The sequence below is a fragment of the Acidovorax sp. GW823-FHT05D11 genome, from assembly GCF_058795695.1.
In genome coordinates, this window is record NZ_CM179502.1 from 4,168,745 (window position 1) to 4,183,825 (window position 15,081).

The 15,081-nt window shown below is 68.6% G+C and carries 13 protein-coding genes; 8 read left to right on the forward strand and 5 right to left on the reverse strand.

The window, feature by feature from the left end; translation table 11 throughout:
- Position 1 precedes the first annotated feature (1 nt).
- Together AC3RCE_RS19195 and AC3RCE_RS19200 are read left to right on the forward strand one after the other, a co-directional pair.
- On the forward strand, positions 2-256 hold the full coding sequence (locus AC3RCE_RS19195; RefSeq protein ID WP_492253705.1) for a DUF1653 domain-containing protein: 255 nt from the start codon (positions 2-4) through the stop codon (positions 254-256).
- Between the two features lie 290 nt (positions 257-546).
- Positions 547-1,101 (forward strand): hypothetical protein, encoded by a 555-nt coding sequence (locus AC3RCE_RS19200; RefSeq protein WP_218340013.1) that lies wholly within the window; start codon positions 547-549, stop codon positions 1,099-1,101.
- Positions 1,102-1,141: 40 nt separating this feature from the next.
- On the opposite strand, the gene purN is transcribed toward AC3RCE_RS19200, so the two are convergent.
- A complete protein-coding gene (purN, locus tag AC3RCE_RS19205) occupies positions 1,142-1,723 on the reverse strand; it encodes a phosphoribosylglycinamide formyltransferase (RefSeq protein WP_492253706.1) in 582 nt (193 codons plus the stop codon).
- A gap of 39 nt (positions 1,724-1,762) precedes the next feature.
- On the opposite strand from purN, the gene AC3RCE_RS19210 reads away from it, so the two are divergent.
- The 4 genes from AC3RCE_RS19210 (at position 1,763) to AC3RCE_RS19225 (ending at position 6,305) form a co-directional block, all read left to right on the forward strand.
- Complete coding sequence (locus AC3RCE_RS19210; RefSeq protein ID WP_218295739.1) at positions 1,763-2,467, forward strand: YceH family protein; 705 nt, start codon at positions 1,763-1,765, stop codon at positions 2,465-2,467.
- A gap of 46 nt (positions 2,468-2,513) precedes the next feature.
- The gene (locus AC3RCE_RS19215; protein ID WP_218295740.1) at positions 2,514-3,695 is read left to right on the forward strand and encodes an acyl-CoA dehydrogenase family protein; all 1,182 of its coding nucleotides are present in this window, start codon (positions 2,514-2,516) and stop codon (positions 3,693-3,695) included.
- A 24-nt stretch (positions 3,696-3,719) separates the two neighbouring features.
- Positions 3,720-4,835, forward strand: a complete 1,116-nt coding sequence (locus tag AC3RCE_RS19220) for an acyl-CoA dehydrogenase family protein (RefSeq protein ID WP_492253707.1) — start codon at positions 3,720-3,722, stop codon at positions 4,833-4,835.
- A 75-nt stretch (positions 4,836-4,910) separates the two neighbouring features.
- Positions 4,911-6,305, forward strand: a complete 1,395-nt coding sequence (locus tag AC3RCE_RS19225) for an alpha/beta fold hydrolase (RefSeq protein ID WP_492253708.1) — start codon at positions 4,911-4,913, stop codon at positions 6,303-6,305.
- A gap of 97 nt (positions 6,306-6,402) precedes the next feature.
- Here the strand turns inward: AC3RCE_RS19225 and AC3RCE_RS19230 are convergent, their stop codons facing one another.
- From AC3RCE_RS19230 to AC3RCE_RS19240, 3 genes are all read right to left on the reverse strand, one after another.
- Entirely contained in the window at positions 6,403-6,936 is a 534-nt protein-coding gene (locus tag AC3RCE_RS19230; RefSeq protein WP_492253709.1) for a DUF3617 domain-containing protein, read from the reverse strand.
- Positions 6,937-7,022: 86 nt separating this feature from the next.
- Positions 7,023-10,121 (reverse strand): IPTL-CTERM sorting domain-containing protein, encoded by a 3,099-nt coding sequence (locus AC3RCE_RS19235; protein ID WP_492253710.1) that lies wholly within the window; start codon positions 10,119-10,121, stop codon positions 7,023-7,025.
- Between the two features lie 166 nt (positions 10,122-10,287).
- Positions 10,288-10,971, reverse strand: coding sequence for a response regulator transcription factor (locus AC3RCE_RS19240; protein ID WP_492253711.1), 684 nt, complete (start codon positions 10,969-10,971; stop codon positions 10,288-10,290).
- Positions 10,972-11,142: 171 nt separating this feature from the next.
- Between AC3RCE_RS19240 and AC3RCE_RS19245 the strand changes: the two genes are divergently transcribed.
- Positions 11,143-13,146 carry a sensor histidine kinase gene (locus AC3RCE_RS19245; protein WP_492253712.1) on the forward strand — a complete coding sequence of 668 codons (2,004 nt, stop codon included), beginning with the start codon at positions 11,143-11,145 and terminating at the stop codon, positions 13,144-13,146.
- 54 nt (positions 13,147-13,200) lie between these two features.
- Here AC3RCE_RS19245 and AC3RCE_RS19250 read toward each other — a convergent pair whose 3' ends face one another.
- Positions 13,201-13,758, reverse strand: coding sequence for an HNH endonuclease (locus AC3RCE_RS19250; protein WP_369643098.1), 558 nt, complete (start codon positions 13,756-13,758; stop codon positions 13,201-13,203).
- 168 nt (positions 13,759-13,926) lie between these two features.
- Between AC3RCE_RS19250 and AC3RCE_RS19255 the strand changes: the two genes are divergently transcribed.
- On the forward strand, positions 13,927-14,985 hold the full coding sequence (locus tag AC3RCE_RS19255) for a bifunctional riboflavin kinase/FAD synthetase (protein WP_369643099.1): 1,059 nt from the start codon (positions 13,927-13,929) through the stop codon (positions 14,983-14,985).
- The last annotated feature ends 96 nt before the right edge of the window (positions 14,986-15,081 follow it).

Below are 15,081 nucleotides of genomic sequence, written 5' to 3' on the forward strand. Positions count from 1 at the left end.
CATGAACGACAACGACCTCCCCGCGCTCATCCGCACCCCGCCGGGCCTGTACCGCCACTACAAGGGCATGCTCTACGAGGTGATCGACACCGTGCGCCACAGCGAGACCCTGGAGCCCATGACGCTGTACCGCGCGCTCTATGGCCAGCGGGGGCTGTGGGTACGCCCCGCCGCCATGTTCGAGGAGCAGGTGCTCATCGATGGCGTGGCGCGGCCCCGGTTCGAGAAATGCGGCGACGAAGCCGGTCCCCGCTGAACCCGGTCCGGCCACGCCACGGCACGGCACGCGCGAAGGCGGTATCGGCCAGCTGGAACGCGTTGCGCTGGCGCCACGGGTTTCTGGCCGCGCAGGGCGACATGCCCCGAACGCAGGGCACCTACCCCGACGGCCCGCCGCGTCCTACAGCGCCCCGGCCAGATGCGGCCTACCGTGGGCTCTGGGCCCGCATGCCCTGGCACCCGGTGGGAGGCTGCCAGCTCCCTGCAGCATTCCTCCCACCCCCACCGCCGGGCACGGAGGGCCCGGCTTGATCCCAGGAGGTTCCCATGGGCTATCTACTCCAAGGGCTGTTCGGAGAACGCTCACTCACCAAGGTCGCCGGCCTGTTTGCCCAGCAAAGCCAGGCCGAGACCTCCATGGCGCAGATGCTGCGCATCGGCGGCCTGCAGGCCGGACAGGTCCGGCTGCTGGGCCCGCAGGATGCGCGCGCATCGCGCCGCGACCTGTTCGCGCGCTCGCTCGAGCCGGAACCGCGCGGCATTGCCCGCACCTTCTTCCAGACCCACATCGTGGTGGGCGCCGTCGGGGCCGTGGCAGGCCTGGCGCTCTTTGCATGGTTCTACAACGCAGACCACCCCATGATCGTGAGCAGCCCCCTGCTGGCCTTCATCGCCCTGGTGGGTTTTGGCACCACGTTCGGCATGCTGGGCGGGGGGCTCCTGTCGATGCGGCCCGACCACGTCCTGCTCATCACCAAGGTGCGCTCGGCGTTGCGCCACAACCACTGGGCTGTGGTCGCCCACCCCACCAGCGCGGAGCAGGCGGCCAGGGTCAAGGAGGTGCTGCAGGGCCACTCGGCCGAGGTGGTCAGCACCCTCTAGCCCGCTCACCACGGCGCATCCCGGCGCAACGGCGGGTGCGCTACAGGGCCCGCACCAGCGCCCGCACGGCGCGGGGGTAGATCACGTGTTCCTGCGTGAGCACGCGGGCAGCCAGGGTGTCTGCCGTGTCGCCCGGCAGGACTGGCACCACCGCCTGGTCCAGGATGGGCCCGACGTCCAGCTCCGCCGTCACCTGGTGCACCGTCACCCCCGCAAACCTGCAGCCCGCGTCGATGGCGCGCTGGTGCGTGTGCAGCCCCGTGAAAGCCGGCAGCAAAGAGGGGTGGATGTTGATCAGCCGCCCCGCATAGTGCGCCACGAAGCCGGGCGTGAGGATGCGCATGAACCCGGCCAGCACCACCAGCGCCGGGGCGTGGCGGTCGATGGTGGCGGCCAGTGCGGTGTCAAATGCCTCGCGGCTCGCGAACGCCCTGTGGTCCAGCGCCTCGGCGGCGATGCCCTGCTCGCGCGCGAAGGCCAGGCCGGCGGCCTCCGGCTTGTTGCTGACCACGGCGGCCACACGGGCGCCATGGCGCTGCTCCCAGTTCTCCTGCTGCGCGGTCCGCAAGATGGCGGCCATGTTGGAGCCGCTGCCGGAGATCAAAATCACGATGTTCTTCATAAATTGCACTGCGACGCTCAACCCCGGATTATCCCTGCCATGCCATTCGACCCCGCAACCCGCCCCCTGACCCCGAACGAGGCCCGCGTGCTGGCCACGCTGATGGAAAAAGCCCGCACCGTGCCCGACAGCTACCCCATGTCGCTCAACGGCCTGCTCACGGGCTGCAACCAGAAGACCAGCCGCGACCCGGTGATGCACCTGAGCGACGCCGACGCCCAGGAGGCCTTGGACTCGCTCAAGCTCCTCACGCTGGCCTTCGAGACCACCGGCAACCGCACCACGCGCTGGGAGCACAACTTCCAGCGCGGCGTGGGCGTGCCCGAGCAGTCGGCCGTGCTGCTGGGCCTGTTGATGCTGCGCGGGCCGCAGACGGCGGGCGAGCTGCGCATCAACGCCGAGCGCTGGTACCGGTTCGCCGACATCTCCTCGGTGGAGGCCTTCCTGGACGAGCTGCAGGAGCGCAGCGCTGAAAAAGGCGGCCCGCTGGTGGTGCTGCTGCCCCGCGCGCCCGGCGCGCGCGAGCAGCGCTGGGCGCACCTGCTGTGCGGGCCGGTCGATACCCACAGCGCCGCCGTTCCCGCCCCGGGCAGCGGCGGTGGCGGCACGCCGGCCGCACTGCAGGCGCGGGTGGAGGCGCTGGAAGCCCAGGTGGCGGGCCTGCGCGCCACCGTGGAACGGCTGTGCGCCGAACTGGGCATCGCCCCCGCGCCGGATGGAATGTCGCCACCCGGACAGGAATAAAACGAACGACCGTGCTACAAACAGGACTTCTCAGGAGACAAGCCGCATGGATCTCGCATTCACCCCCGAAGAACAGGCCTTCCGCGAAGAAGTTCGCGCATGGGTCCACGCCAACCTACCCCAGGAAATTTCCCACAAGGTCCACAACGCCTTGCGCCTGACCCGTGCAGACATGCAGGGCTGGGCCAAGATTCTGGGCAAGAAGGGCTGGCTCGGCTTCGGCTGGCCCAAGGAATTCGGCGGCCCTGGCTGGACCGCCGTGCAAAAGCACCTGTTCGAAGAAGAGTGCGCGCTCGCCGGCGCGCCGCGCATCATCCCCTTCGGCCCCGTGATGGTGGCCCCGGTGATCATGGCCTTCGGCAATGCCGAGCAGCAAAAGCGCTTCTTGCCCGGCATCGCCAGCGGCGAAGTCTGGTGGAGCCAGGGCTACAGCGAACCGGGCTCGGGCTCGGACCTGGCCTCGGTCAAGACCCGCGCCGAGCGCGTGGGCGACAAGTACATCGTCAACGGCCAGAAGACCTGGACCACGCTCGGCCAGCACGGCGACTGGATGTTCAACCTGGTGCGCACCAGCACCGAGGGCAAGCCCCAGACGGGCATCTCCTTCCTGCTGCTGGACATGAAGTCCAAGGGCGTGACCGTGCGCCCCATCAAGCTGCTGGACGGCGAGTGCGAGGTCAACGAGGTGTTCTTCGACAACGTCGAAGTGCCCGCCGAGAACCTGATCGGCGAAGAGAACAAGGGCTGGACCTACGCCAAGCACCTGCTCTCCCACGAGCGCACCAACATCGCCGACGTGAACCGCAGCAAGCGCGAGCTGGAGCGCCTGAAGCGCATCGCCAAGACCGAGGGCATGTGGGACGACCAGCGCTTCCGCGACCAGATCGCCTTGCTGGAAGTGGACGTCGTGGCCCTCGAAATGCTGGTGCTGCGCGTGCTCTCGGCGGAAAAATCGGGCAAGAACTCGCTCGACATCGCCGGCCTGCTCAAGATCAAGGGCAGCGAGATCCAGCAGCGCTACGCCGAACTGATGATGCTGGCCGCCGGCCCGTTCAGCCTGCCCTTCATCGAAGAAGCGATGGAAGCGGGCTGGCAAGGCGACTTCCCTGGCGGCGTCACCGCCAACGCGCCGCTGGCGTCCACCTACTTCAACCTGCGCAAGACCACGATCTACGGCGGCAGCAATGAAGTCCAACGCAACATCGTGGCTCAGACCGTCCTCGGCTGAACCCAAGTTCCAGGAGACAAGAACATGGATTTCGATTTTTCTGACGACCAGGAACAACTGCGCGATGCGGTGCGCAAGTGGGTGGACAAGGGCTACACCTTCGAGCGCCGCCGCGCCGCCGTGGCCGCTGGCGGCTTCGACCGCGCAGCGTGGGGCGAGCTGGCCGAGCTGGGCCTGACGGCACTCACCGTGCCCGAGGCGCACGACGGCATGGGCCAGGGCGCCATCGACGCCATGGTGGTGGCCGAGGAACTGGGCCGCGGCATGGTGCTCGAGCCCATCGCCCAGGCCTTCATCGCCAGCAGCGTGCTGTCGCAATACGGCACTGCCGCCGTGCGAGCCGCCTGGCTGCCCCGCGTGGCCAGCGGCGAGGCGCTGGTGGTACTGGCCTACCAGGAGCGCAAGGCGCGCTACCGCCTGGACGTTTGTGAAGCAAAAGCCACTCAAGCGCGATCAGGACATGCGGTAACAGCTACAAAAAGCATAGTATCCGCTGGCGACCAGGCCGATGCCTTCATCGTGCCGGCGCAGCTGGACGGCAAGATCGCCCTCTTCCTCGTGGAACGTTCGGCCGCTGGCGTGACCACGCGGGGCTACGTCACGCAGGACGGCAGCCGCGCGGCGGAAGTGCAGCTGGCTAACGCCCCCGCCACGCTCATCACCACCGACGGCCTGGCCGCGCTGGAGCTGGCCGTGGACACCGGCATCGCCGCCACCTGCGCCGAGGCCGTGGGCGTGATGGACAAGACGGTGTCGCTGACCGTCGAATACATGAACCAGCGCAAGCAGTTCGGTGTGTTCATCGCCAGCTTCCAGGCGCTGCGCCACCGCGTGGCCGACATGAAGATGCAGCTGGAGCTGGCCCGTTCGATGAGCTACTACGCCAGCCTCAAGCTGGGCGCCCCCGCCGCCGAACGCCGCGCCGCCATGGCGCGCGCCAAGGTGCAGCTGGGCCAATCGATGCGCTTCGTGGGCCAGCAATCGGTGCAGCTGCACGGCGGCATCGGCGTGACCGACGAGTACATCGGCAGCCACTACTTCAAGAAGCTCACGCAGCTGGAAATGACCTTTGGCGACACGCTGCACCACCTGGGCGAGGTGTCGAGCCGCATGCAGGACACCGCAGGCGTGTTTGCCTGAAGAGGACTGTCACGCAACCGTGCAATGCTCGTGGGCCCACCGGTCCACGGGCATTTTTTCTTTCTGGAGCCCCCCATGAACAACACGCACTTGCTGCCACGCCGCTCCCTTCTGGTGGCCGCCGCTGCCGCCGCCGGCCTGGCCCTGGCCGGCTGCGCCACCCGCAGCCCCAGCCTGGCCGAGGCCCCGCCCATCGTCTTCGTGCATGGCAACGGCGACACCGCCGCGCTGTGGCAGACCACCGTGTGGCGGTTCGAGTCGAACGGCTGGCCGCGCGAACGCCTGCACGCCATCGACGTGCCCTACCCGCTCTCGCGCGACGAGGACGGCAAGCCCCAGCCCGGCCGCACCTCGGCGGCGGAGCACATGGCCTACCTGAAGGCCGAGGTGGACAAGGTGCTCCAGGCCACCGGCGCCCGGCAGGTCGTGCTGGTGGGCAACTCGCGCGGCGGCAATGCCATCCGCAACTACGTCTACAACGGCGGCGGCGACCAGACCGTGAGCCACGCCATCCTCGGCGGTACGCCCAACCACGGCGTGTGGGCGGTTCCAGGCTTTCGGGAAGGCAACGAGTTCTCGGGCACCGGACCGTTCCTCAAGGCCCTGAATGCCGCCAAGAACGCCGCAGGGGACGAGGTGAGCGGCCCGGTGAAATGGCTGACCATCCGCTCGGACAACAACGACAAGTTCGCCCAGCCCGACGGCGTGTGGATCGGCGCCAAGGGCACGGCCACCAACGTCACGGCCGCGGGCCCCGAGCTCAAGGGCGCCACCAACGTGGTCATCCCGCGCATCGACCACCGCGAGACATCCTATTCACCCGCCGCGTTCGAGGCCACCTACCGCTTCATCACCGGCAAGGCCCCGGCACGCACCGAGATCGCCGCTGAGAAGGCCGTGGTGCTGAATGGCAAGGTCACCGGCCTGGGCGTGGATTCCACCGACCCCAGGACCGGCAATTTCAGCAACAACCTGCCCCTGCCGGGGGCGCAGCTGGAGGTGTACACGACCGACCCCGCCACCGGCGCCCGCACCGGCGGCGCCTTGCTGCGCAAGGCCGTGGGCGCGGATGGCCAGTGGGGCCCGCTCGCCGTCCCCACCGGCTCGCCCATCGAGTTCGTGATCACCGCGCCCGGCTATGCCACCACCCACATCTACCGCAGCGGCTTCCCGCGCGGCAGCGACCTGATCCACCTGCGCCCTGAACGCATGGCCGACGCGGACAAGGGCGCGGACAGCATCATCACCCTGGCCCGCCCCCGCGGCTACCTGGACCCGGCGCGCGACAGGATGCTGCTGGACGGCGCCCCGCCCGCTGGCGTGCCCCCCGGAGCGGGCGTGGCATCCGCCAAGGTCAAGCCCGCTGGCGGCGTGCGCAGCATCGCGGCCGAATTCAATGGCGAACGGGTAACGGGCCAGACCTGGCCGGCGGCGCAAGGGCATGTGGTGATGCTGGAAATCAGCCAGTAAGCAAGGCGCCGGCAGCGGCATGCATGAAAAAACCCCACGGGCGGCAAGCGCCCGTGGGGTTGTTTTTTTGTCCTGAGAGGGAAAGCACGCACGGGCCTCAGTGCGAGTGCCCCCCATGGCCTTCGCGCTGCTTGAGGCTGTCGACGATGTTGACGGTCACGCCGTTGGGCAACACCATGTCCGAGGGCTTCATGCCCGGCCTGCAGTCTCCCAGGCGGCGCCCGCTGAACTGCGTCACGCCGGCGTTGCCGTGGGGAACGGGCTGGGAATAGGACACCTCGAACTGCCCTTGGTAGGACTCCTGGAAGTCGCCCGACAGCTGGATGCGCGCGGTGACCCGGTTGTCGTGCACGAAACACACCGTCTGGACGTCGAACCGGGTGCCGTTCTCTCCCTTCTTCACGCGTGTTTCATGGCAATGCTCCTGCCCCGGAACCACGGCAAGCAGGGTCACCGCGTCCACCTGGGGCGTCGTGCACTGCAGCACCTTCTGCTGGCGCATCACCGACTGGCCGGCAGCGGTGATGGAGACCTCCCACAGGCCCGGCTTGCGCGCCGGTAGGGTGTCGGCCTGGGCCAGCGGCAGGCCCAGCGAGAGGGACAAAGAGGCGGCTACAACGAGAGGTTTCATGGATTCAGGGGGGTAACAGTGGAGCGCCAGGCTCCGCGGGGGGCCTGGCGCATCCCGGTTGCCGTATCTGTCTATCTGTCAGCGCATCAGCGGCCCAGCCGGCGGCGGTGCATCCACACCATGGCGGCGAGCAGGGCCGACAGGAGGACCATGCCCCACTCCGACAGCGTGGGAATGGCATTGGCGTCCACCGGGGCGGGTGCGAACCGGAACACGGCCGCGCAGTCCGCCGCCACGGACGGAATGGTGTAGGTGGTGAAGTTCGCGTTGAAGCTGCCGCCACCGCAGGTGCTGGAGGCATCCCATGCAGCGCGCATGCCCTTGGCAGGCGACAGCACGATCACCGCGTTCGCCCCCGGCATGACGGACTGCGTCGCAGGGCTGACGGTTCCGCCGCCGGAAAGGACGGAGGCCGCCACCACCGGGTTCGGCACGAAGGCAAATACCGCGGAGCAGTTGGCCGCCACGCCGGGGACGGTGTACACCGTGCTGTCGGCATTGAAGCTGCCGCCCGTGCAGGTGCTGGAGCCATGCAGCGTCGCATGCAAACCCGCGGCAGGAGACAGCGTGACCACCGCGCTGGCGCCGGGTGGCACGGACTGCGCACCGGGACTGACGGTACCGCTGCCAGAAAGCACGGAGGCCGTCACCACCGGGTTCGGAACGAAGGCGAACGACACGGAACAGGCTGCCGCCACGCCCGGGACGGTGAACACCGTGCTGTCGGCATTGAAGCTGCCGCCCGTGCAGGTGCTGCCTGCCGCCAGGGTGGCGCGCTGGCCGGCGCCCGGCGTGAGCGTGACGACGGCCGTGCCCCCCACTGCCACCGATTGCGACGCAGGCGTGACGCTGCCGCTTCCGGATGCCACGGAAGCCGTCACCGCCACGGGCGCCAGGAAACCGAAGTTCACCGTGCAGTCGGCAGGCACCGGGGCAATGGTGTAGGTGGTGCCGGACCAGGTGCCTGCGGGGCAGGAGCCCGTGGGCGGGGCGCTGGTGTAGCCGGTGGTCGGCGTCACCACGTAGGACACGGAGCCCCCGTTCAGCACCGTCTTCGGCGCATTCGGCGTGATGGCGCCGCCGGTGCCCACCGACGGCGTGACCGTGGCCACGCCGGAGTTCACGAAGCTGAAGTTGACCACGCAGTTTTGGGCAATCGCGTTGGTCGTGTAGGTGCTGCCCACCAGCGCGCCGCCAGTCTGTGCGCCGCCGGCGGCGCAGTTGTCGGTGATGACCGGTGCGTAGCCCGCATTCGGCATGACCATGAACGAGGTGGTGCCGCCCGGTGCGACAGGCTGCGTCACGGCAGGGGTCACGGAGCCGTTGGCGCCCACCACGGGCGTCACATCCAGGGGGATGGTGAAGCTCGCGGTCACGGTCTTGGAAGCATCCATGGACACGGTGCAGCTGGTGGCCGCGCCCGAGCAGCCGCCGCCGCTCCAGCCCGTGAAGATGGAGCCGGCCGGCGCCGTGGCGTAGAGGATGACCTCGGCGCCGCCAGGCTGGTCGGAGGCGCAGCTGGCTCCGCAGGAGATGCCCAAGGGCACCGAAGTGACCGTGCCCGTGCCGATCGTGTGAACCTGCAGGTTGAACAGCCCCGCCCCCACGGGATCGGAGTCGGTGGCCGTGTTGTTGGAGCTTTCACGGTCCCGCACGCCAGCCGGTGCCGTCACCGTGGCCGTGTGCCGGATCGTGCCTGCGCCGCTGGCGGACGGGTCGGCCTGGGCCGCGATGGTGTAGGTGAGCGTTCCACCCACCGGCACCGGGTCCGGCAGGGTCTGGCTCACGGGCCCCGTGCCCGAGGCCAGCGGGCACACGGCCCCGCCCGATGCCGCGCAGGTCCATGCGATGCCGGTCAGCGATGCCGGGGCCAGTTCCTGGACCATGGCGCCAGCCGGCACCGCGGTCGGGCCGAGGTTGGTCACCGTCATGGCGTAGGTGAGGGCCTGCCCCCAGATCACGGCGTTCTGTCCGTCGGACAGTGCCACGCTCAGGTCGACCAGGGGGTCCGTGGTGATCTGGCTCTGGACCAGCGGCCCGAGCAACGGCGATATCGCATCGCCCACGATGGAATAGTTGCCGTGGTTGATGGGGCCGGTGGTGAGCGCCGGCGCCACGAACGACAGCTGGAGCGTGCCGCTGCTGCCCGGGTTCAGGGTTCCCAGGGGGCAGGAGATGCTATCGATCTCGTTGCCCGCGGTGCCGGACACACTGGTCGTGCACGCGGCGGGCACGGAGCCCGGATCGATGCGCAGATTCCTGGGTGTTCCCGGCGTGTTGTCTTGCGGGGACACGATGGTCACCACGGTGCTCGTGAGGGGTACGTCACCCTGGTTCGAGTACGAATAGGTGTAGTCCACGCTGCCGTTGGCAGCCGCGTACTCCGGCGCATCGGCCTTGATGCCGGGGCCCGGCAGGTTGGTCAGGCCGGCCCCCGAATCCACGTAGATGTGGCCCGAGTGCCCGCTCTGGCTGCAGCCCGCCGCGATCACGGTGACCTTGACCTGATCGCCCACATCCAGCACGCCCTCTCCGGGCGCGATATCGATGGTCTGCCAGTTGGTGTACTGGAAGCCCCCCACGGTCTGCCAGGGCACGCCGGACTGGCCCGAAAAGTTGAACGTGTAGAACAGCTGCTTGTTCTTGGTGACGTTGTACACCTCGACAAAGAAGTAGGGCTGCTCGTGCCCGGAGTGTCCGGGGTTCTGCAGCACCGGGGCGATGGCGAAACGCACGTGCGCCTTGCCGTCCGCCGGGTCCACGTCGGCCAGCGTCATCACGGCCGTCTGGTCGATGGCGGCGGCGCGGTTCTGGGCGCCCAGGTAGTTGATGCGCGCGCTCTTGGCCCCATAGAGCGGGAAACGCACTTGCCCACTGACGTTGATGTCGGAGTCATTGCCCACGGCATCGGTCGGCGCGGGCGTGGAGGTGGTGTTGGGCGTCAGCCCCAGATCACTCTCCGAGCCGGGCGGGAAGTTGGCCAGCGCAATGCCGGCACCGGGCACACGCAGGTGCCGGATGTTCCAGCTGTCCAGGTCGCTCTCGAAGCCGCCATTCACGAACGCCGCGTGCGCGGAGCCTGCGGCGGCGAGCAGGGCGAGCCCCCCCAGCCACAGCAGCGCCAGGCGGCGCAGGAAGCGGGACATGCTGCCGCGCAGCCCGCCCAGGAAAATCTCAGTGGTCAATTTGCCGTCTCCTCTTGAATCAGATCTCTGTCGTCGAAACCTGCGGGCCGAGTTCGGCCCAGGCTGCGCCCTGCCGGGACGGCATGCGCAACCATGAAATGGGTGGGGTGGTGGTGGACCGAGGCTCGGGGCACCCGGTCAGCGGGCTTGCGCCAGGGTGGTCAGCTCATGGTGCGAACACGAGCCCTTTTCCAAAGACCGCCCTGACCGGCAGGGCCAGGCCAGTGTCGTCCAGCGTCTTGCGGCGCAGCCGGGTCAGTGCCGATTCGATGCGGTGAAAGTCATCGTCGAGATTGCGTCCGCCCACGGCCTGCGCGAGCGCCTGCTTGCTCACGACCACGCCGGGGTTCTCCAGCAGGCAGGACAGCAGCTCCAGCTCCCGCGTGGTCAGCGAGACGACCTGCTGGTTGGGGGCCCGCAGTGCGCCGCCCACGGTGTCCAGTTGCCACGGCACCGCCGCCAGCGCATCCCCGCCGCCCTGCAGCCGCTTGTTGCGCAGCTGCGAACGGATGCCGGCCACCAGCTCCTGCATGTCGACGGGCTTGACGAAATACTGCAGCGCGCCAGCCTCCAGCCCTTCGATCCGGCTGTCCAGGTCTGCGCGCGCCGTCATCAGCACGGTGGGCACCCCTTGCGCCGCCAGGCGGGTGAGCAGGCTCAGCCCATCCTCGCCAGGCAGGCCGATATCCACGACCACGAGATCGGCGCGCGCGCGCAGCAGGCGCACGTAGAAATCCTCCGCCGACTCGGCCCCCCAGGACTGCAGGCCCGAGCGCGCCAGATATCTGCATACATTGCTGCGGATGTCCTCGTCGTCTTCGACGACTGCGATGGTGGGTTCAGCGGACATTGAGACGGTCAATTGGGGTGCGAAACAGTTTGATACGTACTATTGTGTCAGTGCCTTTTGCACCGAGCCATGCACGAATACTCACGAATACTCACAAGCCCCAGGCGCCGCACGGCGGTGCCCTGGCACGCCAGGGCGCTTGCCGCGTGCCTTCTCCTGTTTTTCTCCTGCGTGCTGGCGCGCGCGGGCGAGCTGCCGCCGGATTTCCGCTTCCAGCTGGGATGGGACATCCCCATGGACCGGATCGACGATCCGCTCGGCCGGATGGGGCCGGGCGATGCGGCCGCGGCACCCGTCGGCGAAGGGTCGTCGCGGCTGCACCATTCGTTGAATGCGGGCTACCTCGGCCATCCGGTGTGGCTGCGTTTCCAGGTGCCGTCCCTGCCCCCGGATGCCGAACCCGGGGCACTGTGGCTGCTGGCGCAGCCCACCTATCTCGACACGGTCACGCTCTACCAGCGCAGCGCCACGGGGGACTGGTCGGCGCAGGAGAGCGGCGACCATGTGCCGGCCCCCCGGAAAGCCGGCGTCCGCCAGCACCTGTTTCGCCTGGCACCCGGTGCCATGGCGCTCATCCGCATCCAGACCAGCAGCGCCATGCAGTTCCAGGGCAGCGTGCTCGGCGCGCAGGCGCTGGGCGCCAGCCTGGCGGATGCGGAACGCGGCATGGGCCTGCACTTTGGCGCCGTGGCGGCCTTGCTGCTGGGCATCTGGGCCGCGGCGGCCATCTTTCGCACCCGCGCGCTCTTTGCCCTCGCGGTTCTGGGCTCCGTCAGCGTGATCCACATCTTCAACGTGCGCGGCTACTCCAGCCTCTGGGTTCCTGCGCCATGGACGCTGTGGGCCAGCCATTCGGTCGGGATCGGTGCATTTGCCCTGGCGGCCACGCTGGCCTGGCAGATCAGGGAGCAGCTGGCGAACACCGGCCGCCATCGCCGCACCGGCAGGTGGCTGATGGCGCTCGCCGCCCTGAACCTGGCGGGCATGGCCAGCGTTCCGCTGGGCTTCTACGGGTCCGTGGCATGGGTCAACCTGCTGTCCCTGCTGGCCAGCGACGTGATCGCCATCGTCCTGTGCGTGCTCGCCCTGCGCACGCGCGAGCGGCGGGCCCTGCACGCGCTGCTGCTCTCGGCCTATGGCCTGCACGCGATGGCCGGAGTGCCCATCGCCATCATCATGACCGGCGCGCTGCACTGGAACATCGACGCGACGGCACTGTGGCAATGGGAGGTGATCCTCTTTACCGCGATGATCGCGTGCGCCGTCTTCGTGGGCATGGTCCTGCGCTACCGCGACATCCAGCGCACCAAGGACCTGGCCATCGAACGGCTGGCCCAGTCCGAGCAGTCGCTCGAAGAGCGCATCGGACAGCGCACGGCGGAGCTGTCGCAGGCGCAGGACGCCCTGGGCCAGGCCCTGGAAAACGAACGCGCCCTGCGGCTGGAGCAGCGGCAGTTCTTCCACATGATCAGCCACGAGTTCCGGACCCCGCTCGCGGTGGTGGACAGCGCTGCCGCGGAACAGCAGGCCTTCCCCTCCGCGGATATCAACGTGCAGAAGGACCGGGCAGCGCAGATACGGCGCGCCTGCCGGCGCCTCGCCTCGCTGGTGGACAGCTGCCTGATCAGCGAACGGATGGACACGGCGGGTTTCTCTCTCCAGGCGTCGCCGGTCAACACGGCCGACCTTCTGGAGCATGCGGCGCAGCTGGTCCACTGGTCTCCGCGCCACCACCTTCGCCTCTTCACCGACCTCGCTCCGCCGGAGTGGGTCTGCGACGGGACACTGGTGCGCATCGCGCTGTCCAACCTCGTGGACAACGCGGTGAAGTACGCATCCGCAGGGGAAATCTTCATTGCGGCGCGCAAGGGCGAATCCGGGCTGCTGGAGATTTCCGTGGCGGACGAAGGCTCGGGCATGTCGCTGGAGGTCATGAACCGCATCTTCCAGCGCTTCGAACGCGGAGACCGCACCGACCAAAGCAAGGGTTTCGGCCTGGGCCTGTGGGTGACCCGCCGCATCGCACGGCTGCACGGGGGCGACATCACCGTGGAATCGCGGCTGGGCGAGGGGACCTGCTTCACGCTGACCCTGGCCACACAGCCCATGGCCTCCGGCAGCGCACACCACCAGCGGCAGGTCCGGGCCCGGGGCGAATCATCCTGGGCAACCTGACCCCCGCAGGCGAGCCGCGCCCGGGTGGCCCCCGCAAAGACCTGGAGCTGGTTCTCAGGCCAGCAGGCGCGAGGACTTGGGCACGTGCGCCATCAGGAACTCCATCTGGTCGGCCAGGATCCGCCGGTTGCGCAGGATGAAGTCCTCCCACAGGCTGGGCACGTAGGGCGCGTACAGCAGTGGCATATGCGCCTGTTCGGGGGTGCGCGGCCCCTTGCGGTGGTTGCAGGGACGGCAGGCCGTGACCACGTTCATCCAGTGATCCTGCCCGTTGCGCGCGAAGGGCACGATGTGCTCGCGCGTGAGGTTGTCTTCGTGGAAACGCCCGCCGCAGTAGGCGCACACATTGCGGTCGCGGATGAAGAGCTTGCTGTTGGTCAGGCCGGGCTTGAGGTCGAACGGGTTGATCGTGGGCACGCCCTTGGTGCCGATGATGCTGTTGACGGCAATCACCGACTGTTCACCCGTCACGGCGTTGTGCCCGCCGCGGAACCGGGCGATCTGGCCGCCGGATTCCCAGCGCACCTCACCGGCGGCGTAATGAATCACCGCCTGCTCGAGCGAAATCCACGATTGGGGCAGCCCTTGGGCCGACAGCTTCAAGACCTTCAAAACACGCCTCCTGGAACGGTAAGTACACAAGGATTCGGAACGCTGATGTCTCGCGGGCAGCCCCGTACCGGGCCGTCCGTGGGTCACAATATACTCCGTTTTCATGACAAATTGGCGTCTTGCGCTTGATGCACCTGCGCATGCTGCTATCAAAAAGATAACAAACCGATGAAGATCTTTCGCGGATTCCACCATCCTGGCATCGCCCGCTCGTGCGCGCTGACCATCGGCAATTTCGATGGCGTGCACCGGGGCCACCAGGCCATGCTCGCCCTGCTCAACAGCGAGGCCGCCCACCGGCAAGTGGACAGCTGCGTGCTGACCTTCGAGCCCCATCCGCGCGACTATTTCGCCGGGGCGCTGCACAAGCCCGAGCTGGCGCCCGCGCGCGTCGGCACGCTGCGCGACAAGCTCACGGAGCTGGCGCGCTGCGGCGTGCAGCAGACGGTGGTGCTGCCCTTCGACGCGGCGCTGGCCGCGCAGTCGCCCGAGGCCTTCATCGACGAGGTGCTGGTGCAGGGGCTGGGCGCCCGCTACGTGCTGGTGGGCGATGACTTCCGGTTCGGGCGCCAGCGCGCGGGCGACTACGCCATGCTGGACGCGGCCGGCCAGGCCCGGGGCTTTGACGTGGCGCGCATGAACAGCTACGAGGTGCACGGTTTGCGCGTCTCCAGCTCCGCCGTGCGGCAAGCGCTGGCCCAGGGTGACATGGACGCGGCCGCGCGCCTGCTGGGACGGCCCTACACCATCTCGGGCCATGTGGTGCATGGCCGCAAGCTCGGGCGCGAGCTGGGCGCCACGGCCGAGGGCGCGGGCGACGGCTTTCGCACGCTGAACCTGCGCTTTGCCCACTGGAAGCCCGCCGCCAGCGGCATCTTCGCCGTGCTGGTGCACGGCCTGGGGCGCGAGGGCGATGCTCCGCTGCAGGGCGTGGCCAACCTGGGCGTGCGCCCGTCGCTCGACCCCGACGACGTCAACGGCGGGCGGGTGCTGCTGGAGACACATTGCCTGCAATGGCCCGCCGAGCTGGGGGCCGAAGGGGCGTACGGTAAAATCGTGCGCGTGGAACTGCTGCACAAACTGCACGACGAGCTCAAGTACGACGGTCTGGCTGCCCTGACGGCGGGCATCGCCAAGGACTGTGCGGATGCGCGCGCCTACTTCGCGTCGGCCCAGGCACCCAATCACACCGAGACCCGGCGCCAGACCACGCGCGACCGAATTTGAGGGGGCTGCCTGCGCAGCGCCTGCCCGGCAGGCCCGACACCTCTTCACGCCTCCTCTTTTCCCGTTTTCTCCGGGCCTGCCCCGGAATGCCCCGTT

What these genes read in the sequence shown, in the direction of transcription:
- AC3RCE_RS19195 (WP_492253705.1), top strand. Translation starts at nt 2, where the DNA reads ATGAACGACAACGACCTCCCCGCGCTCATCCGCACCCCGCCGGGCCTG.
- AC3RCE_RS19200 (WP_218340013.1), top strand. Translation starts at nt 547, where the DNA reads ATGGGCTATCTACTCCAAGGGCTGTTCGGAGAACGCTCACTCACCAAG.
- purN (WP_492253706.1), bottom strand. Translation starts at nt 1,723, where the DNA reads ATGAAGAACATCGTGATTTTGATCTCCGGCAGCGGCTCCAACATGGCC.
- AC3RCE_RS19210 (WP_218295739.1), top strand. Translation starts at nt 1,763, where the DNA reads ATGCCATTCGACCCCGCAACCCGCCCCCTGACCCCGAACGAGGCCCGC.
- AC3RCE_RS19215 (WP_218295740.1), top strand. Translation starts at nt 2,514, where the DNA reads ATGGATCTCGCATTCACCCCCGAAGAACAGGCCTTCCGCGAAGAAGTT.
- AC3RCE_RS19220 (WP_492253707.1), top strand. Translation starts at nt 3,720, where the DNA reads ATGGATTTCGATTTTTCTGACGACCAGGAACAACTGCGCGATGCGGTG.
- AC3RCE_RS19225 (WP_492253708.1), top strand. Translation starts at nt 4,911, where the DNA reads ATGAACAACACGCACTTGCTGCCACGCCGCTCCCTTCTGGTGGCCGCC.
- AC3RCE_RS19230 (WP_492253709.1), bottom strand. Translation starts at nt 6,936, where the DNA reads ATGAAACCTCTCGTTGTAGCCGCCTCTTTGTCCCTCTCGCTGGGCCTG.
- AC3RCE_RS19240 (WP_492253711.1), bottom strand. Translation starts at nt 10,971, where the DNA reads ATGTCCGCTGAACCCACCATCGCAGTCGTCGAAGACGACGAGGACATC.
- AC3RCE_RS19255 (WP_369643099.1), top strand. Translation starts at nt 13,927, where the DNA reads ATGAAGATCTTTCGCGGATTCCACCATCCTGGCATCGCCCGCTCGTGC.